This is a genomic window from Cellulomonas sp., assembly GCF_965229465.1.
GTDB lineage: Bacteria > Actinomycetota > Actinomycetes > Actinomycetales > Cellulomonadaceae > Cellulomonas.
In genome coordinates, this window is record NZ_OZ245882.1 from 3,059,356 (window position 1) to 3,081,630 (window position 22,275).

Consider the following 22,275-nt stretch of genomic DNA (forward strand, 5'->3'; position numbering starts at 1 on the left):
TGTCCATGACGCTGCCGGTGATGCCGCCCGTGGACCCCATGCTCTCCAAGTCGGCTCCGTCGATCCCGCCCGGGAAGCTCTACGAGCCCAAGTGGGACGGGTTCCGCGCGATCGTGTTCCGCGACGGGGACTCCGTCGAGATCGGCTCGCGGAACACCAAGCCGATGCAGCGGTACTTCCCGGAGATCGTCGAGGCTGTGCTCTCGTACCTGCCTGAGCGGTGTGTGGTCGACGGGGAGATCATCGTGCCGTCGTCGACCCACAGCGGCCTCGACTTCGACGCACTGCTGCAGCGGGTGCATCCCGCGGAGTCGCGGGTGCGGTTGTTGTCCGTGGAGACGCCGGCGCTGCTGGTGCTCTTCGACGTGCTTTCCGTTGGCGACGAGGACCTCATGTCTCGTCCGTTCTCTGAGCGGCGTGCGGTGCTCTCGTCCTTGGTCACGCCCGGAGGACCGATCTCGATCACCGCCCAGACCTCGTCCCTCGATGTCGCGACGCACTGGTTCTCGCAGTTCGAGGGCGCAGGGCTCGACGGGGTCGTCGCCAAGGACCCGGAGGGCGTCTACGAGCCCGGCAAGCGGACGATGCAGAAGATCAAGCACGAGCGGACCGCCGACTGTGTGGTCGCCGGGTACCGGCCGCACAAGTCCGGCGACGACGCCGTCGGGTCACTGCTGCTCGGGCTGTACAACTCCTCCGGCACGCTCGCGTCCGTCGGCGTCGCGGCGTCGTTCCCAATGGCGCGGCGGCGCGAGCTGGTGACGGAGCTCGCGCCCCTGGTGGTGCCTCTGGAGGGCCACCCGTGGGACTACTCCGCTCTTGGCCGCACGCCGCGTGAGGCGGCCGGGAGCCGCTGGTCCGCGGGGAAGGACCTGTCCTTCGTGCCCCTGTCGCCGACCCTGGTGGTCGAGGTCGCCTACGACCACATGGAGGGCGACCGGTTCCGGCACACCGCGCAGTTCCGCCGCTGGCGCCCGGACCGGGACCCGTCGTCGTGCACCTACGCGCAGCTCGAGGAGCCCGTGTCGTACGCGCTGAGGGACGTGCTGGCCACCAGCTGACGGTTCCACAGGTTGCGCACGGGTGGGCTCCAGCGACCTCTCGGGTGCGGGGCGTTCTCTGTTCCTTGACGGCGCCAGACGGGGGCCGTCGGGGAGGTCAGAGCCATGGACGAGCAGCAGGTTTCCGGAGCGTCGGGCGCTCCTGTCGAGGGGTCGGTGCCGGGTGCGGGTCCTCTTGGCGCCACTGCGCCGCTCGATGCGGTGCATCCGGTTGCCGCCGCATCCGGGCCGGGCGGTGTCGCCGTCGCGACCAAGCCCGTCGTCCGTCGCGGCCTCGCGTTCGGCGCTGCCGGAGGCGCCCTTGCCCTCGGCCTGCTGGCCGGTGGGGTGACCGGCGGCCTGATCGTCGCGGCCCAGGCGTCGACTGACACCGACAACGCGGCGGCGTCGGCGATAGAAGGTGCGGCGTACGAGCCGCCGACGGCCGAGGCTCCGTCGTTCGTCCCGCCGTCCTGGGGCAGCTCTGCGTCCACCACTGACCAGGCGGCCGCCAGTGAGGCGAGCGCGGATCAGCAGGTCGGCGTCGTCACCATCACCACGACCCTCGGCTACCAGAACGCGTCGGCGGCGGGCACGGGCATGGTGCTGACGTCGAACGGGCTGGTGCTCACCAACAACCACGTGATCGAGGGCTCGACGTCCATCGAGGTGACCATCGAGTCGACCGGTGCTTCGTATGTCGCCACCGTCGTCGGCACCGATGCCTCGTCGGACGTCGCTCTCCTGCAGCTCGAGGGCGCGTCGGGGCTGGCCACGGTCTCCCTGGACGACGACAGCGGCGCGACGGTCGGCGACGCGGTGACAGCGGTCGGCAACGCGGAGGGCGGGGGAGACCTGCTGGCCGCGGTCGGCAGCGTGACCGCGCTGGACCAGACGATGACCGCGTCGACGGACGGCTCCTCGGCCGAGACCCTGTCCGGGTTGATCGAGTTCTCCGCGGCCGTCGTGCCCGGCGACTCGGGCGGCCCGGTGTTCGACGACGAGGGCGAGGTCATCGGCATGACGACAGCCGCCTCCAGCAGCACCGTGGACACGGTGGCGTTCGCGATCGACATCGAGGACGCCCTGGTGATCGCGAACCAGATCCAGTCCGGGGTCGCCTCCGACACCGTGACGATCGGGTACCCGGCGTTCCTCGGGATCTCGCTCGGCTCCGACGGTTCAGTGGCGGGCGTGCTGGAGGGCACGCCGGCGGCATCCTCGGGTCTCGCGGCCGGTGACATGATCACGGCAGTGGACGGGGTGTCCGTGTCCCCTGCTCTCTCGTTGTCCGACCTGCTGGCCGCCTACGCGCCCGGCGACACCGTGACACTGACCTGGACCGTCGGTTCGTCGGGTGCCTCGACGTCCGCGACGGTCACCCTGATCGCCGGGCCGGCCGACTGACCCGGAATGGGCACGACCAGCCTGCCGTTGAGAGGTAGGCTGGCCGTGCTGGCTCCGCTTCGGTGTGGCTGGTGCTTGATAACTGAACATGGGGGTGATCGGTTTCGACGGTGATCGTCGAACCAGGAGAAGCGGGTCGAGGACGCACGGTTATCTCGTCAACGCTCCGTGCAAACCAATAGGTGCCAATACAAACCGCACCGACTTCGCCCTCGCCGCCTGAGCGAGTCCCGAAGTCCGTTGGCCTGAGTACGCTCTCGACTCAGTAACCAGCGTCATCTAGAGAGCCACTGCTGGTAATCGTCGTCAGTGCGATTGCCGGGACTTTTAGCTGACTGGGCCTGTCCACGGCTTGCCTGTGTGACCGTGGGGGCCGAGAAAATCACAGCAGGCTGCACCCGGAGAATCCCTGGTACTGCGTCACCGGACGCGGGTTCGATTCCCGCCACCTCCACCCATCTGACCTGCGGAAACGCTGGCCATGTTGACCAGAAGTAGCCATTCGTTGACACGGATGGCTATTTTTGTGTCTATGGCGAGCATCCGTGAGCGCCGGCGCCGCGATGGCACGAAGGCCTTCGCCGTATTGTGGCGCGACCCGGATACCGGACGCCAGACCTCGCTCACGTATGACGATCTGCGTGACGCCACGGTGGCTCGTCAGCTCATCGAGGCGGCTGGCGGATACGCCGCCGAGGCCGCGCGGATCGCGGACACCGTGCGTCATCGCGGCCCGACCGTCGATGACGTCATCTCCGAACACATCGACCTATTGACGTCGGTCGGCCGAGACACCCGCGCGCACTACCGCCAGCAGCTCGCCACGCACATCTCGCCCGTTCTCGGCCCCCATGCCGTCAAGTCGATTACCTACCGCCACGTGGCCGAGTGGGTGCGCACGATGACGGACCGCGGCTACGCACCAAAGACGATCGCCAACGTGCACGGGCTGTTCTCCGCGGCGATGACGACCGCGGTGCGGCTCGGATACCGCGACGACAACCCGTGTGCCGGCGTTGAGCTGCCCAAGTCGCAGGCGACGCATGACGAGATGACGGTGCTCACGCGCGACGAGTTCGCGCTGCTGCTGTCGAAGGTCGCCGAGTACTACCGGCCCCTCGTCCTGCTGCTCGTTGCCTCCGGGCTGCGCTGGGGCGAGGCGACCGCGCTCACCGTCGCCGACCTCGACCTCACGTCGACGCCCGCGACCGTGCGCGTCACAAAGGCGTGGAAGCGCGACGAGAACCGTCACTGGTACGTCGGCCCACCCAAGACCAGGCGAGCGCGACGCACGGTGTCGCTTCCCGATGATCTCGTCGGCGTTCTCCGCGAGGTCATCGCCGGCAAGGCCCCGGGAGATCTCGTATTCCCGAACACCGTCGGCAGCCAGCTCTCGTCCTCAAGGTTCTGGACGCAGACGTGGACGCCCGCGCTCGAGGCCGCGATGAACCCGCTGCAACCCGACGGGTCGCCCGACCCTGACGCGCCCCGGCTGACCAAACGGCCCCGCGTGCACGACCTGCGGCACACGCACGCGTCCTGGATGATCGCCGCCGGCGTCGACCTGTTCATCCTGCAGCGGCGGCTCGGGCACGAGTCGATCACGACGACGACCGAGACGTACGCCCACCTGCTGCCGGACCAGCAGGCCGCCGCTGCGGCCGCCGCGGGAAGAGCGTTGAGCGGGCTCGTCATCCAGCCTCAATGACGGCTGACGCGCGCAGCGTGAATGTCGCGTCATCGCCGTGTCCATAGGCACGGTGTATTGCGTGGCCGTCATCGGCCGTTCGTCAGGCGATCGGGAACGCCTCCGCCAGGCGTCGATGGATCTCGTCGACGATCGTCGGTGCGAGCGTGCCGGGGGAGGTCAGTCGTTCGTAGGCCTTCCGCGGCCAGAGGACGTCGACGCCATCGATCTGGAACGAGCCGCCGAACAGCGGCCAGTCGGCGTCGACGAAGCAGAGCATCCCGCGCGCGGGGAGGTCATCGTGACCCGCAGCGGCGAGCGCGTCCCGGACGAGCCCGACCTGCTTGTGAACCCCCTCGACGAGCTTGGTGCCGTCGCGGGAACCGATGACGAGCCGGGAGGTGCGCGGGCGGATGACGCCGCCCTCCACCCGCAGCGTCGGTCGCCCGGCGTACCGCTTGGCATCGATGACGTAGATGCCTGAGGGCGCCACGACGATGTGGTCGATGTTGGCCCTCGTGCGAGGGATCCGACGGTCGTGCAGCAGCCGGACGCCCTTGTCGGCGAGCGAGTCCAGCCCGCGCCCGAGCATCTCCTCACCCTTGGCGCCGCGCGCCCAGGCGGTCGTGCTCTGCGGCTGCTCTGAGACCGCGAGTATGAGCCCGCCGAGGCGCGGGTGGGCGTCCCGGATACGCGTCTCACGAGCCGCGCTGCGACGCTCGAACTCTCGTCGCGCCGAGCTACCTGCGACCCCGGCTTCAGGGTCGGTAGGCGGCGGGGGAAGGGGTTTGGGCACGGTGTCGATCGGCACGAGCTGGACCACGGGCGTGCTGGCTGCCGTCTCGAGTGGCGCGGGTGCCGGGCACTTCACGCACGTGACCGACTTTGTGCTCCGGTCGTAGACGCCCGTGGTCCCGGCCGCAAGCGCCGTCCCGCATGCGCGGCACGTCCCGGCGTAGCGCAGGCGCATCGTCTTGGGACCGGGGACTGCCTCGCCGCCGCTTGTCGCCATGCCTGTCCATCGGCAGCTTCACCGCCGTCCTGAACGCCCCAGATTCGCGCAGCAGCGGCCGCACAGCGAAGGCCGGCTCGTCAGAACATCTGCGGGTCGCCCTGCACGTGCGGGCGACGCTGGTGGGCTCGGAGCGAACGGACTGTGGCCCCGAGCGAACCGAGATCGGCTGACGCCTCAGCCGGCGGTTCCGCCTCGGGGTCGACGCCGTCGACCGTCGCGAGCCGTACGAGCGCGTCAATGTGCTCGGGAAGGAAACGGATCTTGCCCCGCCCGAACTTCAGATGGGGTACCCGACCGCGCCGCGCCTGCTCGCGCACCCACTCGACCGAGATGCCGAAAGACTCCGCGACCTCCTGCGGGGTGGCCGCCGTGTACCCGATGGTCATCGTTACTCCCTCCCGAACTCATCACGCCGCGGCGCGAGCGACGCCGCAAGCCACTACCGGTGATCTGTGGATCACGTCCGCATCGGGTGAGCGTGTGTGCCGCCGGAGCCGTACCGCTGACGAGCGCCCTGCCGTGTGATCGCCAGGCATTGAGCGATGGCCGTCCATGGCGCGCCCACCGCGCGCGCTCGCTCAACCTCGTTGGCGATCTCGGCGTCGAGCGCCCGCAGGGTCGCCCGGGCCTCGTCGCGGCGCCGGACGAGCTCCCTCAGGGGATCACCCTCGAACGGAGGTACCGCGGGCCGTCCGTAGGTCCGGCGACGCCCCGACGGAGCCCGTCGGGGCGTCGGCCGTTGAGGCTGCGGCGTCGAAGTCGTGTGTGCCGGTGCGGACCTCACCCAGGTCGACTCCGACGACGCGACCGTCCCGCCGGTCCCGAGCCACGCAGGCAACGGTGCTGCTGGACCTGACCGCGCCGCGTCGCGTGCTTCGACCGCCGCCAACTTCGCGCGCTCCCGGCGGATCAAGTCCCGTCGTCCCATCCGGATCACCTCCCTCGACGGCAGGTATGCGGCGATCGGCGCAAGATGCGACGACCCACGGTTGCGAGGTGCCGGCGGTGCTGGTCGGCCACTAGGCCAGGCTGTGGCCTGACAACAGAGGTTTCAGGGCGTTGACTCTTCTGGCACCAAGGGCAGTCGAGTTGTCGTCGTGCGCGAGGGGTGGCCGCCCTTCGGCCCGTTCGTCGGCGGTAAGCCGCCAGTCACCCGACTGAGCAGCGTCACTAAACATCACAGTTGGCCAGTGCCTGCTCCCCCTTCTCGACATCGAGCACCCCTTCTAGCCGGGCGCGACGTGCTCGAGCAATTGGTCGCCGCGTGAAGCGGTCGTGCCACGTGGTAGCAGACCTTTCACCCGCATCGAAGGCGCCGATCGGCGGAAAGCCGTGGCGTGCGTGGAGAGTGCAGTGTTCCGGCCCGCTAGCGTAGCCACGTGACGGGGAGAGGGAACCGGGAGACGGCCGCGCCGAGGCGATCGTTGGGGCTGCGGTTCGCTGTGTGTCCGACCTTGGCGTGGCCGGTGGAACTTCCTGAGGTGCCTGTGGGCGGTGGTGCCTGAGTGCGCATCATCGACAACGTCAACGAACTGCTCGGCGATGACCTACGGTCGACGATACGGCCCGGCTCCAGGCTGCGGATTGCGGCGTCGACGTTCTCGATCTTCGCCTTCGAGGCGCTCAAGCGTGAGCTGGAGTCGATCGAGGGGCTCGAGTTCATCTTCACAGGACCGTCGTTCACCACGACGGCGGCGACGGACAAACCTGCACCAGAGAAGCGGCAGTTCTTCATCCCGCGCGACAAGGACCGGGAAGCTGCCCTGTACGGCTCCGAGTTCGAGATCCGGCTGCGCAACAAGTTGACCCAGCGGGCTATCGCCCGTGAGTGCGCTGAGTGGGTGCGGCGAAAAGTGACCTTTCGGGCGAACCACACCGGAGCTCCGATGCAGCCTCTCGCGGTCGTCGATGACGGCGCCGCCTACTTCCCGATCCAGGGGTTCACCACCGCGGACCTCGGCTACGAGCGTGGGCCGGCGGTTTCCAACATGGTGACGAAGTTCGAGACCTCGGCTGAGACAAAGCAGTTCGTACAGCTCTTCGACCAGATCTGGCACAATCCGGCGCAGCTCGATGACGTGACCGAGATTGTCCGCGAACACATTGCGAGCGTTTACGCGGAGAACTCTCCGCAGCGGGTGTACTTCCTCATCCTCTACAACCTGTTCGGTGAGTTCCTTGATGCCGTGAGCGAGGACGTACTTCCGAATGACTTGACCGGGTACCAAGACACCGAGATATGGAAGGCGCTCTACAACTTCCAAGAGGATGCGGCCACCGGCATAATCAACAAGCTCGAGACCTACAGCGGCTGCATTCTCGCAGACAGTGTCGGCCTCGGGAAGACGTTCACGGCGCTAGCAGTGATCAAGTACTACGAGTTGCGGAACAAGACGGTGCTCGTGTTGGCGCCGAAGAAGCTCGCGGATAACTGGACGAACTACAACTCGAACTACACGACGAACGTCTTCGCCAAGGACCGCTTCAACTACGACGTTCTGGCACACACCGACCTGTCGCGCGACGGCGGCGAGTCTCTGGGCAAGCGGCTCGACGTGATCAACTGGGGCAACTACGACCTGGTCGTAATCGACGAGTCTCACAACTTCCGTAACGCGGACTACGTCGCCGAGCGCGAGACTCGCTACCAGCGACTAATGCGGAAGGTCATCCGTGAGGGCGTGAAGACCAAGGTGCTGATGCTCTCGGCCACGCCGGTGAATAACCGCTTCAACGACTTGCGTAACCAGCTCGCCCTTGCTTACGAGGGTGACTCATCGCTGCTGGCCGCGAAGCTCGGCATCCAGACGTCGATCGAGGAGGTGTTCCGGCAGGCTCAACGCGTTTTCAACGAGTGGTCCGACCTGCCCGCGGAGGACCGGACGACCGACGCAATCCTCTCTCGCCTCGACTTCGACTTCTTCGAATTGCTCGACGCCGTGACCATCGCACGCTCGCGCAAGCACATCCAGGCGTTCTACGACACCACCGACATCGGTGCGTTTCCGGAGCGGATGAAACCCGAGTCGCTCCGGCCCCCGCTGACTGATCTCGCCGATGCGCCGACGTTCAACGAGATCTTCGAGCAGCTGCAGCTGCTGACGCTCGCCGTCTACGCGCCCCTGGCATACGTGTTCCCGAGTCGCCGTGACAAATACGAGCAGCTCTACGGTGCTGGGTCGGGCCAGAACTACGTGGGTGGACAGACCGCTAACCTCGGGGCCGCGAGCCGAGAGCAAGGCATCCGCAGGCTCATGACTGTGAACCTACTCAAGCGGCTGGAGAGCAGTATCGAGGCGTTCCGGCTCACGTTGAACCGACTGGAACATACGGTCGGCGAAGCCATCGAGGCCGTCGACAACCACGCGGCGAACATCGCCGACATCGCCTCTGCATTTGCGGACATCGACGTCGACGACGACGACTTCGAGTTCCCCACGAGCGCTTCGGTCGGCAAGAAGGTGCAGATCGACCTGGCTGACATAGACGTCGAGTCCTGGAGCCGCGACCTCGTCCACGACGGCACCGTCATCCAGGATCTGCTCCGCTCGATCAGCGGCATCACTCCCGAGCACGACTCGAAGCTGCTTGCGCTGCGTGAAGTGATTGGCGACAAGTTCGCCCAGCCCCTGAACCCCGGCAATCGCAAGGTGTTGATCTTCTCGGCCTTCGCAGACACGGCCGGGTACCTCTACGAGAACCTCGCCCCAGCGCTGAAGCAACGGGGCTACGACACCGCACTAGTCACCGGCCAGGGCAATCCGTCCACGACCCTTGGCAAGGGTTACGGCTTCCAGCAGACCCTCACGCTGTTCTCCCCGCGATCGAAGCAGCGCCACCTGGTGATGCCGCAGGAGACCTCCGAGATCGAGGTGCTGATCGGCACCGATTGCATCAGCGAGGGCCAGAACCTTCAAGACTGCGACTACGTCGTCAACTACGACATCCACTGGAACCCGGTGCGGATCATCCAGCGCTTTGGCCGTATCGACCGCATCGGCTCGACAAACGAGCGCATCCAGCTCGTGAACTTCTGGCCCGACATCTCGCTCGACGAGTACATCAACCTCAAGGAGCGCGTCGAGAATCGGATGGTCATCGCCGATCTTGCTGCGACGGCCGACGACAACGTACTTACCCCCGAGGCCAGCGATGCCGTGTTCCGCAAAGAACAACTGCGGAAGCTCCAGGACGAGGTGATCGAACTCGAAGACGTCCGTGCCGGTGTGTCGATCACCGACCTCGGCCTGAACGACTTCCGCATGGACCTGCTCGGCTACATCAAGGAATTCGGTGACCTGGCCGGTACGCCGAAGGGCTTGCACGCCGTGGTACCCGCCGACCGCGGCAAGGGCCTCCAGCCTGGTGCGCTGTTCGTTTTGCGCAACATCAACGCCGACGAGCGCGTCAACCGTGGCAACCGCCTGCACCCACACTATCTCGTCTACCTCGACGACCAGGGCGAGGTGATCGCTGACCACACCGAGGTCAAGCACCTGCTCGACCTGATCCGCGCCGGATGCCGCAACCGCGACGAACCTGCCTGGGAAGTGTGCCGCGTCTTCAACCTCGCCACCCGCGAAGGCGCCGAGATGGGCCAGTACAGCCACCTGCTTACCGAGGCGATCCGCTCCATGGTCGATGTCACCGAGGAGCGCGACGTTGACAGCCTTTTCAGCCCCGGCCACACCACCGCGCTCGCGCAAACCATTGCCGGGCTCGACGACTTCGAGCTAATCGCGTTCCTCGCGATCGTCGACGAGCCCGCCGGTGACTGAGCCAGTCCTTTACCGCTGGCCCCCGAACGCGGCGTTCGGTCGCACTGTGCCGAAGGCGAAGTTCTACGAGCATGGCCATGTTCGCCCCGCGCTCCGGGAGAAGTTTGTCGATGAAATCCAGCGCATCACATGGGCCTACAAGCTTGCCGACGACACCATCCGCCTGCGCGGCACCAGCGAAGTTCCCGAGATCCAGGTCTTCACTGTCGAGACCAAGGGCGCGGATGTCTCCGACGATGTGCTTAGTGCCATCGACAGGACAGTGCACTTCCCGCTCATCTTCGAGGTCGCCAGCAACGGCAGGGTGCGCACCGTTGCCGCCCAGAAGTCGCTCTTTGGCAAGACCCCCACAATCGGTGCGTACTTCACGACCGACTGGCAGCTCGCCGACGCCCCGCGTCACCCGCTACCCACGGCGCTCGACCTGCCGAGGCTGTACGAGGCGATCCTGACAGCCTTGCTGCCGGTGCGGGTGCGCGGCGGCGAGACCGTGTCGGAGGCGACCGACAGACTGGACCGGACCCGCAAGCTCCAGCGTGAGATCGCCGCGCTGGAGAAGAAATTACGCGCCGAGCCACAACTCAACCGCAAGATCGAACTCCGCGGACAGATCAAGGAACGCAACGCAGTCCTCACCGAGCTGACCGACCCCGTACCAAGGAACAAGGAATAACCGTGGACATGCTCAAGACGCACTCGCCGGACCTCACGCAGCGCAACATCGACGCCATCGCCGAGTTGTTCCCGACGGTTGTCACCGAGACACTCGACGCCCGAGGCAACCCCGTCCGCGCGGTCAACTTCGACGCGCTGCGACAGGAACTCTCCGACCACGTCGTCGAAGGGCCGCGGGAGCGCTACCAGCTCGACTGGCCCGGCAAGCGCGCCGCCGCCTTCGCCGCCAATGCGCCGATCGCCAAGACCCTGCGCCCAGTGCGCGAAGAGTCCGTCGACTTCGACACGACGAAGAATCTTTTCATCGAGGGTGACAACCTGGAAGCCCTCAAGCTGCTACAGGAATCGTATCTCGGCAAGGTCAAGTTGATTTATATTGACCCGCCCTACAACACTGGCAACGACTTCGTCTACGACGACGACTTCGCCGAGACGAGCGCCGACTACCTCCAGCGGTCGGGGCAGAAGTCAGAGACGGGCGACCGCCTCGTAGCGAACACGGAGGCCAACGGCCGGTTCCACTCCGACTGGCTAAGCATGATGTACCCGCGCTTGAAACTCGCTCGCACGCTGCTGGCAGACGACGGCGTCATTGCGGTCAGCATCGACGAAAACGAGCAGGCGCGCCTTGGTGCCATGCTCGACGAGATATTCGGCGCGGATGCGAAGGTCGCTCAGGTCGTGGTTCAGGCCAACAAGGGCGGGCGTGACTATCTGCCTCTCGCCCAGACGCATGAGTACCTGCTTATCTATGGGCGGAGCGGTGGTGCGGGCGTGTATGACCTCCCGAAGGACCTCTCGACCCTGCCACTCCAAGATCACATCGGTCCCTACGAAGCACGTGAGCTCAGGAATCGAAACCCGAAGTTTCACCGCGGCAACCGCCCGAATCTCTTCTATCCCTTCTTTGTGAACCCCGAGCTGGTAGACGAGCACGGCTATTCTGCGGTATCACTGACACCCCGCGAGGGGTATGACATTCAGGCTCTTCCGCTCAATAGTCAGGGCGCGGAGAGCTGTTGGCGATGGGGCCGGGATAAGGCAACGGGCGGGATCGCCCACGATGATCCGGCGGAGTCGCAAGTGGTCGCTCGACAGGTGCGCAGCGGATCTTGGAACGTGTATGAGAAGCACCGGCCGTCAACCCAGAAGGCCAAGACGATATGGGACGAAACGGAGGTTCGAACCGAGGCCGGAACGCGTGAGATCCGGGAGATGTTCGGTGCGACCGTCTTTGATCATCCGAAGCCCGTCGATCTGCTCAAGAAGCTGCTTTCGATATCGACAACGCGGGAGTCGCTAGTGCTCGACTTCTTCGCCGGCTCAGCATCGACCGCACAGGCCGTCATTGAGTTGAACGCGGCAGACGGTGGTGCGCGGCACTACATCATGGTCCAGCTCGCCGAAGGGGTTGATCCGCATTCGGAGGCCGGGAAGCTCGGGTACGCCACCATCTCGCAGGTAGCGCGCGAGCGAATCCGACGGTCGGGCACTCGAGTTGCCAAGTCTGGTGCGGACATTGGCTTCCGCGCGCTCCGCGTGGACACCACGAACATGGTCGACGTTCGCCAGACGGCAGACGAGCTCGCTCAGACGTCACTCTTTCACGCGATCGACAGCGTGGAGCCTGATCGCACCGACGAAGACTTGCTCTTTCAGGTGCTACTGGACTGGGGGCTTGACCTCTCCGAGTCGATCACCGTCGAGGAAGTGGACGGTCGCAGGATCCTTTCCGTGGCGGATGACGCGTTGATTGCGTGCTTTGCGAACGCGGTGGGTGACGACCTGGTAAAAATGATCGCGGGCCGCCATCCCATTCGCGCCGTGTTTAGGAACTCCAGCTTCGCCGACGACGCTGCGCGCATCAACGCTGAGCAAGTCTTTCGCGAGGTGTCACCCGAGACAGAAGTAAGGGCGATCTGACCCGATGAAACTTCAGTTCAAAGTCCAGCAGTACCAGACCGAAGCGGTCGATGCTGTGGTTGACGTGTTCGCCGGGCAGCCATACGCCGACGGGGTGAAGTACCGCATCGACCCTGGCAAGGACGCCGCACCAACCCTGCTGGAGGACGCGGGCCTGCGCAACGCCGAGATCGCGTTGACGCCGTCGCAGCTCCTCGCCAACGTTGGTGGCGTGCAGCAGGTGCGGGGGCTGACGCCGGCGAAGGACTTCAAGGATCCCGTCAAGGTGTCGGCCGCCCCGCTAAATCTCGACATCGAGATGGAGACCGGTACCGGAAAGACCTATGTGTACACCAAGACCATCATGGAGCTGCACAAGCGCTACGGGTGGTCGAAGTACATCGTGGTCGTGCCTTCGATCGCGATCCGCGAGGGCGTGAAGAAATCGTTCGATATCACCGCCGAGCATTTTCAGCAGTTCTACGGCACGAAGCCGCGCACCTTCGTCTACAACTCCTCGCGGCTGCACGAGCTGGAGCGCTTTTCGTCCGACTCCGGCGTGCAGGTGATGATCATAAACATCCAGGCGTTCAATGCTACCGGCAAGGATGCTCGCCGTATCTATGAGGCGCTCGATGACTTCCAGTCCCGGAAGCCGATCGACGTGATCGCCGCGAACCGGCCGATCCTGATCATCGATGAACCGCAGAAGATCGAGGGCGACGTAAAGAAACCGTCGAAGTCCCTGGAGGCGCTGGGGCTGTTCAAGGCTTTGTTCGCGCTGCGCTACTCGGCCACGCACAAGATCGAGCGCACCAAGGTGCACCGCCTCGACGCGCTCGACGCCTATAACCAGAAGTTGGTGAAGAAGATCGCGGTGCGCGGCATCACCGTCAAGCACCTGGCCGGCAGTACCGCTTACCTGTACGTGGAAGGGCTGGAGGTCGGCAAGGGCGCGGATTTCCCGAAGGCGCGCGTCGAGATGGAGGTGCAGACCGTCCAGGGTATTAAGCGGCAGGTGAAGTGGCTGTCGCAGGGCATGAACCTGCACGACATCTCCGGCGGAATCGAGGCGTACAAGGGCCTGTTTCTCCGTGACGTGGACGCGAACCGCGACATCATCGAACTAAGCGACGGTTCGATCATCGGCGCCGGTGAGGTGACCCAGGACGTGACCGACGACGCGAAGCGGCGCATCCAGATTCGGGAAGTCATCCGCGCCCACCTCGACAAGGAGCGCGCGCTGTTCGCGCAAGGCATCAAGACGCTGTCGCTGTTCTTCATCGACGAGGTAGCCAAGTACCGTGACTACGAGCGCGAGGACACTTTGGGTGAATATGCGCGCGTGTTCGAAGAGGAGTACGAAGCGCTGCTCGTCGACTACGTCGGGCAGTTCGACTTCGACGAGGCCGCCGAGCGGTACCGCAAGCACGTCGAGGCGATCGATGTGCGCAAGACGCACGCGGGCTACTTCTCGATCGACAAGAAGTCCGGCCGCTCGATCGACGGGTCGGTGAAGAAGGGCGGCGAGGCCGCGGGCCAGTCCGACGATGTCGACGCCTATGACCTAATCCTGAAGGACAAGGAGCGGTTGCTGTCGTTCGAGGAGCCGGTGCGGTTCATCTGGTCGCACTCGGCGCTTCGCGAGGGCTGGGACAATCCGAACGTATTCGTCATGGGCATGCTCAAGAAGAGCGACAACACGACGACCAGGCGGCAGGAGATCGGCCGCGGCCTGCGTCTGTCGGTCGACCAGCACGGCGAGCGGATGGATAACCCGGCCACCGTGCACGACATCAACGAACTGACAGTCGTCACCGACGAGTCGTACACCGAGTTCGTCACCGCCCTCCAGAAGGAGATCGTGGAGTCGCTGTCGGCCCGGCCGCGCAAGGCGAGCGTCGAGTACTTCACTGGCAAGCACGTCAAGAACCCTGACGGGTCGACGAGCGTGCTGGAGAAGGCGGTCGCGCAGGCGCTGTACAACCACCTAATCCGCCACGACTACATCGACGACGATGGCCTGGTCACCCAGGTGTACAAGGACGCGCGCACCGCCGGGACGCTCGCCGCACCGACGGCTGAGGTGCTCAAACCGATGATCGACTTCGCTTGGCCCTTGGTCGACGCGCTCTACCTCGACATTCCGACCCCGACCGACGGGCGCAAGCCGAAGAAGATCCCGCTCAACGAGGCCAACTTCAAGAAGCGCGAGTTCCAGGAGCTTTGGGGGCGCATCAACCACAAGGCCATCTACCAGGTCGAGTTCGACTCCGCCGAGCTGATCGCCAACAGCATCCAGGTTCTCGACAAGTCACTCAATGTCACCGTCATGCAGTACCTCGTCGAGAGCGGCAAGCAGGTTGTTGGCCTGGAGGTAGAGCAGCTCGAGGCCGGCACCGGCTTCAAGGTCTCGGAGACGAAGGTGGAGCACGCTGCTGTGTCGGCGGGTTCGACCGTCAAGTACGACCTCCTCGGGGAGATCGCGGAGAAGACGCAGCTCACCCGCCGAACGTGCGCAGCGATCCTCATCGGCATCAACCCAGGGACCTTCGCGAAGTTCAAGCAGAACCCCGAGCAGTTCATCACCGAGGCCACCCGCCTCATCAACGAGCAGAAGGCGACCGTCATCGTCGAGCACCTCAGCTACGACCCGCTCGACAACCGGTACGACTCTTCGATCTTCACCGAGAACCAGACCGCTCAGGACCTTTCGAAGGCCGGCGACAAGCTCAAGAAGAGCGTCTACGAGTACGTCATCACCGACTCGAAGGTCGAGCGGTCGTTCGTCGAGAAGCTCGACGTCAGTGATGAGGTCGTCGTCTACACGAAGCTGCCGCGCGGATTCTTCATCCCGACGCCGGTCGGCGACTACAACCCCGACTGGGCCATCGCGTTCCGCGACGACGCGACGAAGATCAAGCATGTGTACTTCGTCGCCGAGACGAAGGGCTCGATGTCGACGCTTCAGCTCAAGCGCGTCGAGGAAGCCAAAATCGAGTGCGCCCGCAAGTTCTTCTCCGCGCTTGCCAACAAGGCCGAGCACGACGGCGTGAAGTACGACGTCGTCGACAGTTACGACTCGCTGCTCCAGCTCGTCGGGGCGTGAGGATGCTTGGCATCCGCAACACCTGCCGCCCAGCCAATGCAGTCGCGCCGTCCGCCATCGCTCGGCGATCGACTGGGGGTCGGCGCCGGGATGCCGAGCTCGTGTAATTGCCAGCGCAGATTCGGTGTGGTGAGCTCCGCCCATGGACACGGCAGTCGAAGCGGCGTTGCGCGACCACATCATCAACTGGGTTGGCGATCGGGCCGAGGCCAACGGCGGCTTCCTGCATCGCGAAGAGCTGCTGTCATTCCGAGTCGGCACCCGAAAGCTGCCGAATCATCGATTACTCGCGGGGGATCCGGAACCCGGCGGACTTCGGCTCCACCCTCGCGATCGTGTCCTCCGTCCACGGGCCGTACGAAGACACCGAGGACCCGGATGATGGACTGCTCCACTACGCGTACCGCGAGGGGGACCCGTTCGGCGGCGACAACGCGAAATTGCGGAATGCGATCACGACCGGCATGCCGTTGATCCTGTTCCGCAAGGAGACGCCGAACTATTACACGCCGGTTATGCCTGTGTACGTAGTCGACGACTACCCCGAGGAGCGCTCGTTCCTGATCGCTCTGGACGAATCGTTCCGGTACATGGGCGACGTCAAGGAGTTGTCCGTCGATCAGCGCGCTTAGGCCATCCGACTCGCGAAGCAGCGGCTGCACCAGCCGGCATTCCGCACGAGAGTGCTTCTTGCCTACGAGACGCGGTGCGCGATCTGTCAGCTCGGGCATGGTTCGCTGCTCGATGCGGCGCACATCGTGCCCGACGGGGAAGAGCTCGGCCTGCCCACCACGTCGAATGGCCTCTCACTCTGCAAGATTCACCACGCGGCGTACGACCAGAACATGCTGGGCGTGGCCCTGACTACGTCGTCCGCATCGATCGTGATCTGCTTGACGAGGTGGACGGGCCGATGCTTCGGCACGGGCTCCAGGAGATGGACGGGCGCGCGATCACGCTTCCGGCGCGGCGTGGTGACGCGCCATCGCGAGAACTACTGGCGTGGCGGTGGGAGCGGTTCGCCCAGCGTTTCTAGGGACGTGTTCGGGCAGGGCATGCACGAGCGGCATCGCTTCGCGGATGACTCATCATGAGGGCCTCCGAGGCTGCAGTATGACCATGTGGACACTCACGTGCGGACGCCGCAAGAGATCTTCCTGATGCCGCAGCACCTCGTCGTCCCGCCGTTCCAAAGACCGTACGTGTGGGACAAGGACGAGCAGTGGGCGCCGCTGTGGCAGGACGTCCGGCGCCTGGCGGACGCGCGGATCCGGGACGTGTTCGCCAGCCCAACGCACTTCCTGGGCGCGGTTGTGATCCAGGCGCTCGAGGCCCCGGCCGGCGCGCTACAAGCGAGCAACATCATCGACGGGCAGCAGCGGCTCACGACCCTGCAGCTGCTCATGGACGCAGCTGCGGCGGTGCTTGAGGAAGCGGGCGCCGATGCACTCGCGAGCCAGCTGGACGTCCTGACGCACAACCAGGCGATGTATGTGCCCACGGGCACGCGGCTCAAGCTGCGGCACTCCAACCGGGACAGAGACGCGTTCGAGGAGGTTATGGACGCCGAGCAGCCGATCGTTCACGCGCAGCTGCGACACGCAGGTTCGCTGGTCACGCGGGCGCACGACTTCTTCGCTGGTTCGGTGGCGCAGTGGCTGGGCGACCCGGGTGCCGACGGCTTCGACGCGCGGTGCACGGCGTTGGTCGAGGTGCTGACGCGGGGCCTGCAGCTCGTGGCGATCAACCTGGCGAACCACGAGAATTCCCAGGAGATCTTCGAGACGCTGAACGCTCGCGGCACCCCGTTGACGGCGGCTGACCTGATCAAGAACTTCGTCTTCCAGCGACTCGAGTCCGAGGGCGTGGACACCAAGCGCGCCTACGCGGAGGACTGGCCGTTCGACACCGGGTTCTGGGAGACCGAGCTGAGCGCCGGGCGCTACCCGATCTCCCGCAGCTCCCTTTTCTTCAACCAGTGGCTGATCTCGCGGGTGGGGGAGGAGGTCAGCCCGAAGGCGACGTTCACCAGGTTCAAGCACTACGTGGAGCGCGAGAGCGGGCAGAAGGTCCGCGAGCTGCTGCCCGTGATCAAGCAGCAGGCGGAGCTCTACCAGGCGTGGACGGTCGCGTCCGAGGACGCCGACCGGCAGCTGTCACCCGTCGAGATGTCCGTCTACCGGATGCGCGCCTCGGAGGTCGAGGTGCTCAAGCCGATCCTGCTCTGGCTCCACGAACCGGGTCGGGCGGTTCCCCGCGAGGTTGTCGACGACGTCGTTGCGGCCGCGGAGAGCTGGCTCGTTCGCCGTCAGCTCCTGCGCTTGACGGGTTCCGACCTCGGCCGGATCGTCGCCGACGTCATTCACTCCCACGCGGACGCCGCCGCGCCCGAGCTCGGTGCTCGCGTGCGCACCCACTTGGCGCTCCTGAAGTCGACCAGCACCTACTGGCCCGGGGACGCCGAGGTGCGCCGCGAGCTGCGCACCGAGCAGGCGTACCGCCGGTTCAAGCGTGGCCGGCTTCGGATGGCGCTCGAAGCCGTCGAGAACGCGCACCGCGCAGGGACGAATCAGCCGCAGGTGCCAAGGCGCGGGTACCCGATCGAGCACGTGCTGCCGCAGAAGTGGAGCGACCACTGGCCCGTCGCGGGTCCCGAGGCGGAGCAGACCCGGGCCGCCCACGTGCACCGGCTGGGGAACCTCACGCTGCTCACGTCGTCGCTGAACTCCAGGGTGTCCAACGGTCCGTGGGCGGCGAAGCGGAAGGCGCTGCTGCACAACGACACGCTCCTGCTCAACAGCAGGCTCCTCGCGGCCGTGGCGCCCGGCGACGACTGGGATGAGGCGGCCATCGACGAGCGCACGCAGCGCATGGTCGACGCGATCCTCGCGGTCTGGCCGGTGCCTGAGGGTCACGAGGGGACCGTCGACGACCCGCAGGCGAAGGCCCAGGACTGGGTGATGCTCAAGCACCTGGTGGATGCCGGTCTCCTGGAGGCGGGCGCGGTCCTGGTGCCGCGGAGCGGGCAGTGGCAGGAGCGCACGGCAACCATCGGTGCCGACGGCTCGTTGGTCGTCGACGGCAAGACGTTCGAGACTCCGTCGGGCGCCGGCAAGTACGTGAAGGGTGGGCATACGAACGGGTGGACGTTCTGGCGGTTGGAGGACGGCCGCAAGCTGCAGGACGTGCGTTCTGCCTTCACCGGTGAGGAGCCTCGTACGGCGGCGACCGGCTTCGACTGGTCGGTCCTGCACTCCATCCTCGAGGCGCTGCCCGAGGGTCACTGGACGACCTACGGGAGCCTCGGGGACGCCGTCGGAACGTCTCCGCAGCCCCTGGGCAACCACGTGCAGACCTGCCTGCAGTGCGCGAACGCGCATCGCGTGCTCCGGGGCGCGGGGCGGGTAGCGCCCGGATTCGCCTGGACCGACCCGGAGGACCACCGCGACCCTGCGGAGGTGCTGGCCGGCGAGGGAGTTGCGTTCGTCGAGGGCCGAGCCGACCCGACCCGTCAGCTCACGAGCGATGCCCTCGTCGCGCTCATCGGCGGATGACCCGGGTTCCACAGCTGCCAGTCCCGACCCGACTTGCTTCCTAGCGGCGGGTGCCCATCGAGGCGACCGCTGACTTGACCGGGTACTGGGACCTGGGCGGTCGGCGGCCCGCAGCTTTGCGGCGTTACTCGCAGAACGTCGCACGCAGCGGAGCGGCCGAGGAGCGCTCGTCGCGGCACGACCAGCACGTCACTGGGTAGTGGAAGCCGGTGTAGACGGGCGACACACGCAGCAATCTGTCGACGGTCGGGCCCTACGGTTGGTAGGTGAGCACGCCCGCATCCATCACCGGCGATTTGACGCTCGGGCACATCTTCAACACTGCTGGCCTCGACCTGAGTCAGGTGGTGGTCCTGCGCCACACCTACACGTCGGACGGCCTCGCCACGCCCGCCGACGTCACCCCAGCGAAGGTCCTTGAGTACGTGCGCCGACAGGGCATCGGCAACAAGCTCGGCAAGACCCCGCCCCTCCTCTGGCTGAACTTCATGACGGACGGCGGACGTCGGTCACGCTTCCTCACCGCCTACGAGAACCACGGAGAGGTGACGGAAGGCCGCACCGCGGACCTCCGCTACTTCGACCTACGCCCATCCGACGTGCTCGCATCGCTGAAGGGCCGGCTTGTAGTCGAGTGGTCACGAGACGCGGTGAACTGGGCCAAGACCGGCGCCGCAGCATCGGCATTCCCTTTGGTCGAGATTGCCGATCCAGTCGAAGTGCCTTTTCCCGGCTTCGACAAGCTCCTCATCGGCTACGGCGAGCTCGTCACGATGGTGGAGGACCGGCGCTACGCGGAGTGGCATAGCGCGCTCGGCGCGGTGCAGGGCATCTATCTCATCGCGGACACCACGAACGGGCAGTTGTACGTCGGAAAGGCAGACGGCGGTGAGCGCATTCTGGGGAGGTGGGCCGCGTACGCTCGCGATGGTCACGGGGGCAACGTCGCCCTACGTCAGCTCGCGGGCCTCGATTCCACCCACGCCCGCCATTTCAAGTTCAGCATCCTCCAGGTGTTCGGGCCAGCTGCCACCTCACGCGAGATTGACGAGGCCGAGTCGCACTACAAGGAGGCGCTGCTGACTCGGCGCTACGGCATGAACAGGAACTGAAGTGGGGTCTGACAGCCGATCGACTCTGATCTACACGCTGATCGGATCGACATGTCGGTCCTCTCAACCTCAGGAACCCTGATGCCGAAGCACCAAAGTGGAAGGTGACCTTGTGGCATACACACCGCCGCAGGCGTGGCGAGAGAACATTCTCGACTCCACGCCTGGCGCTGCACGACGTCGCCTTGGCGCGCGCGTGCACTTGGACCCGGCCTGCAACTTCATCATGGCCGACAGCGAGCTCGCCGGGCCGATGCTGCCAGGTGCGGCGGGGTACGGACGAGACGCACAAGGCTGTCCCAAATGCGCCGACGATCTCTATCGACCTCATTGGCGCAGCGAAGCGTGGTTCGTGTGGTCAGGAATGACCAGCTGAGCGGGTGGGTTCTTCATTCCCGGCACGTCGCTACCGCTGACATCGGAGGCTTGCCCCTTCGTCAGCCCGGACGTCAGCCGCGTCCGCGTCGGGTTCCGAGCCCCTACCAAACGGTCGGAGCGCGACGGGCGTCCATCAGGCCGGTGAGGTCTGTCACGACTGATTCCAGCCCCGATGTCAGCTCTCGGCCGACCGTCCGTGAGAGGTCGACGTCGCCAACCTTCGCGTTGACCGCGTCAACGAATCGGCTCAAATCCCGCGCGAGACGTCAGGTTCACCGTTGCGGACGTGCAGACCAGGCGTTCGTGGATGCCTGCCGCGGCTCGTCGTAGCGGCTTCGATTCCCGCCACCCCCCGAGAGCTACTCCGCCCCCGGACCGATGAGGTGCACCGACTCCAGCGCCCGCGCCGGTGTCGCCTGCATCTGCACGACGCGCCGCTGCACGGACGGCGGCAGGCGGGTCACGAGGCGGATCAGCTCCGGGATGAGTCGAACCTGGAGTCTGGTCCGAGGGATCAGCGTGGACATGATCGACGGCCCGATGCCGCGGGCCCTCGTGGCGACATCGTGCATGTGGTCCTCGTAGGCGCGCAGACCGGCCTGGTACTCGCGGCCGGCGCGGGCCAGCTCCTGCGCCAGGACGTAGGCGCCAATCATCGCGATGCTGGTGCCGCCCCCGACGGCTGGACCGGGGGAGTATCCGGCGTCGCCGACCAGGGTGACGCGCCCTCTGGTCCACCGGTCCATCACGATCTGGCTGATCGAGTCGAAGTAGAAGTCGTCGGCGGCGTCCGTCTCGGCGAGCAACCGTGGCACCTCCCCGCCGTCGCGCCCGTAGAGGTGGCGGAGCAGCCGCTTCTGTCCGTCGGCGTCGCGGTGATCGAGCGGGAGCTCCTCGCTGCGTCGGAACAGGAAACCCGCTCTGGCGGCGGTGGTCCCGTGGACCGGGTAGATCAGCGCGGCCCGACCTGGAGCGTTCCAGACCACCATGCGGCCCCGCAGATCGAGGTAGTTGGGGATGGCCGCGAACGCCAGGTAGCCGCCGAGGAACCGGCGGAACTGGTCCTCCGGCCCGAACACGGCGTGACGGACGACGGAGTGGAGGCCGTCTGCTCCGATCACGAGATCGAACCGGTCGGCGGGGGCGCGCTCGAACGTCACGGCGACGGCGTCGGGCTGCTCACGGATCGACTGGATCGAGTCCTCGAACACGTACTCCACGTCGCTTCGAGTCGCCTCGTACAGGATGCTGGCGAGTTCGCCGCGCATGATCTCGACGTGCTTGCCCGAGATTCCCGCCACCATGTCGTGCAGCTGAACGTCGACTCCCCGGCCGCCGTCCCGTTGGAACGAGAGGGTCTCGGTGCGGGTGCGGCGGTCCGTCACCGCGGGGAGCACGCCCATCCAGTCGGCCACGTCGACCGCCGGCCCGAACAGGTCCACGGCGTGCCCGCTGGTCCGCACGCGGTCGAGGGGCATCCGCTCGACGACCGTCACGGCGTATCCGTGCCGACTGAGCCAGTACGCCGCCGTCGGGCCCGCGACGCTCGCGCCCGAGATCAGGACCCGCGGCGGCTGCCTGGGCATGCCCTCACGCTAGTGGACCGACCGTTAGCCTC

The 22,275-nt window shown here is 66.0% G+C and carries 14 protein-coding genes and 1 other RNA gene; 12 read left to right on the forward strand and 3 right to left on the reverse strand.

Translation table 11 applies throughout. From position 1 onward, the window contains the following. Positions 1-5 precede the first annotated feature (5 nt). The 4 genes from ACO06A_RS14590 to ACO06A_RS14605 all read left to right on the forward strand — a co-directional run bounded on the left by ACO06A_RS14590 (position 6) and on the right by ACO06A_RS14605 (position 4,155). The gene (locus tag ACO06A_RS14590; protein ID WP_421732950.1) at positions 6-1,061 is read left to right on the forward strand and encodes an ATP-dependent DNA ligase; all 1,056 of its coding nucleotides are present in this window, start codon (positions 6-8) and stop codon (positions 1,059-1,061) included. A 105-nt stretch (positions 1,062-1,166) separates the two neighbouring features. Further along, entirely contained in the window at positions 1,167-2,447 is a 1,281-nt protein-coding gene (locus ACO06A_RS14595; RefSeq protein WP_421732951.1) for a S1C family serine protease, read from the forward strand. Positions 2,448-2,537: 90 nt separating this feature from the next. Then, positions 2,538-2,904: a transfer-messenger RNA gene (gene ssrA / locus ACO06A_RS14600) on the forward strand. 75 nt (positions 2,905-2,979) lie between these two features. Further along, positions 2,980-4,155 carry a tyrosine-type recombinase/integrase gene (locus ACO06A_RS14605; RefSeq protein ID WP_421732952.1) on the forward strand — a complete coding sequence of 392 codons (1,176 nt, stop codon included), beginning with the start codon at positions 2,980-2,982 and terminating at the stop codon, positions 4,153-4,155. Between the two features lie 82 nt (positions 4,156-4,237). Here the strand turns inward: ACO06A_RS14605 and ACO06A_RS14610 are convergent, their stop codons facing one another. Together ACO06A_RS14610 and ACO06A_RS14615 are read right to left on the reverse strand one after the other, a co-directional pair. Next, positions 4,238-5,146: a nuclease-related domain-containing protein gene (locus ACO06A_RS14610; protein WP_421732953.1), complete on the reverse strand. Its 909-nt coding sequence runs from the start codon at positions 5,144-5,146 to the stop codon at positions 4,238-4,240. Between the two features lie 80 nt (positions 5,147-5,226). Then, complete coding sequence (locus ACO06A_RS14615; protein ID WP_421732954.1) at positions 5,227-5,535, reverse strand: helix-turn-helix domain-containing protein; 309 nt, start codon at positions 5,533-5,535, stop codon at positions 5,227-5,229. Between the two features lie 1,119 nt (positions 5,536-6,654). On the opposite strand from ACO06A_RS14615, the gene ACO06A_RS14620 reads away from it, so the two are divergent. From ACO06A_RS14620 to ACO06A_RS14655, 8 genes are all read left to right on the forward strand, one after another. Continuing rightward, positions 6,655-9,927, forward strand: a complete 3,273-nt coding sequence (locus ACO06A_RS14620; RefSeq protein ID WP_421732955.1) for a helicase-related protein — start codon at positions 6,655-6,657, stop codon at positions 9,925-9,927. Next, complete coding sequence (locus ACO06A_RS14625) at positions 9,920-10,600, forward strand: DUF4391 domain-containing protein (RefSeq protein WP_421732956.1); 681 nt, start codon at positions 9,920-9,922, stop codon at positions 10,598-10,600. Before ACO06A_RS14620 ends, ACO06A_RS14625 begins: the two co-directional genes overlap by 8 nt. An 8-nt stretch (positions 10,601-10,608) precedes the next feature. Continuing rightward, positions 10,609-12,525 carry a site-specific DNA-methyltransferase gene (locus ACO06A_RS14630; protein ID WP_421736074.1) on the forward strand — a complete coding sequence of 639 codons (1,917 nt, stop codon included), beginning with the start codon at positions 10,609-10,611 and terminating at the stop codon, positions 12,523-12,525. A gap of 4 nt (positions 12,526-12,529) precedes the next feature. Further along, positions 12,530-15,613, forward strand: coding sequence for a type III restriction-modification system endonuclease (locus ACO06A_RS14635; protein WP_421732957.1), 3,084 nt, complete (start codon positions 12,530-12,532; stop codon positions 15,611-15,613). Positions 15,614-15,948: 335 nt separating this feature from the next. After that, entirely contained in the window at positions 15,949-16,245 is a 297-nt protein-coding gene (locus ACO06A_RS14640; protein ID WP_421732958.1) for a hypothetical protein, read from the forward strand. A gap of 51 nt (positions 16,246-16,296) precedes the next feature. Continuing rightward, positions 16,297-16,707, forward strand: coding sequence for an HNH endonuclease (locus ACO06A_RS14645; protein WP_421732959.1), 411 nt, complete (start codon positions 16,297-16,299; stop codon positions 16,705-16,707). Positions 16,708-16,734: 27 nt separating this feature from the next. After that, the gene (locus tag ACO06A_RS14650; protein WP_421732960.1) at positions 16,735-19,167 is read left to right on the forward strand and encodes a GmrSD restriction endonuclease domain-containing protein; all 2,433 of its coding nucleotides are present in this window, start codon (positions 16,735-16,737) and stop codon (positions 19,165-19,167) included. 266 nt (positions 19,168-19,433) lie between these two features. Beyond that, entirely contained in the window at positions 19,434-20,279 is an 846-nt protein-coding gene (locus ACO06A_RS14655) for a GIY-YIG nuclease family protein (protein WP_421732961.1), read from the forward strand. Between the two features lie 737 nt (positions 20,280-21,016). Here the strand turns inward: ACO06A_RS14655 and ACO06A_RS14660 are convergent. Then, the gene (locus ACO06A_RS14660; protein WP_421732962.1) at positions 21,017-22,243 is read right to left on the reverse strand and encodes an FAD-dependent monooxygenase; all 1,227 of its coding nucleotides are present in this window, start codon (positions 22,241-22,243) and stop codon (positions 21,017-21,019) included. Positions 22,244-22,275: the final 32 nt, after the last annotated feature.

Coding starts and splice junctions, on each gene's coding strand:
- ACO06A_RS14590 (WP_421732950.1), top strand. CDS start 6: ATGACGCTGCCGGTGATGCCGCCCGTGGACCCCATGCTCTCCAAGTCG.
- ACO06A_RS14595 (WP_421732951.1), top strand. CDS start 1,167: ATGGACGAGCAGCAGGTTTCCGGAGCGTCGGGCGCTCCTGTCGAGGGG.
- ACO06A_RS14605 (WP_421732952.1), top strand. CDS start 2,980: ATGGCGAGCATCCGTGAGCGCCGGCGCCGCGATGGCACGAAGGCCTTC.
- ACO06A_RS14610 (WP_421732953.1), bottom strand. CDS start 5,146: ATGGCGACAAGCGGCGGCGAGGCAGTCCCCGGTCCCAAGACGATGCGC.
- ACO06A_RS14615 (WP_421732954.1), bottom strand. CDS start 5,535: ATGACCATCGGGTACACGGCGGCCACCCCGCAGGAGGTCGCGGAGTCT.
- ACO06A_RS14630 (WP_421736074.1), top strand. CDS start 10,609: ATGCTCAAGACGCACTCGCCGGACCTCACGCAGCGCAACATCGACGCC.
- ACO06A_RS14635 (WP_421732957.1), top strand. CDS start 12,530: ATGAAACTTCAGTTCAAAGTCCAGCAGTACCAGACCGAAGCGGTCGAT.
- ACO06A_RS14660 (WP_421732962.1), bottom strand. CDS start 22,243: ATGCCCAGGCAGCCGCCGCGGGTCCTGATCTCGGGCGCGAGCGTCGCG.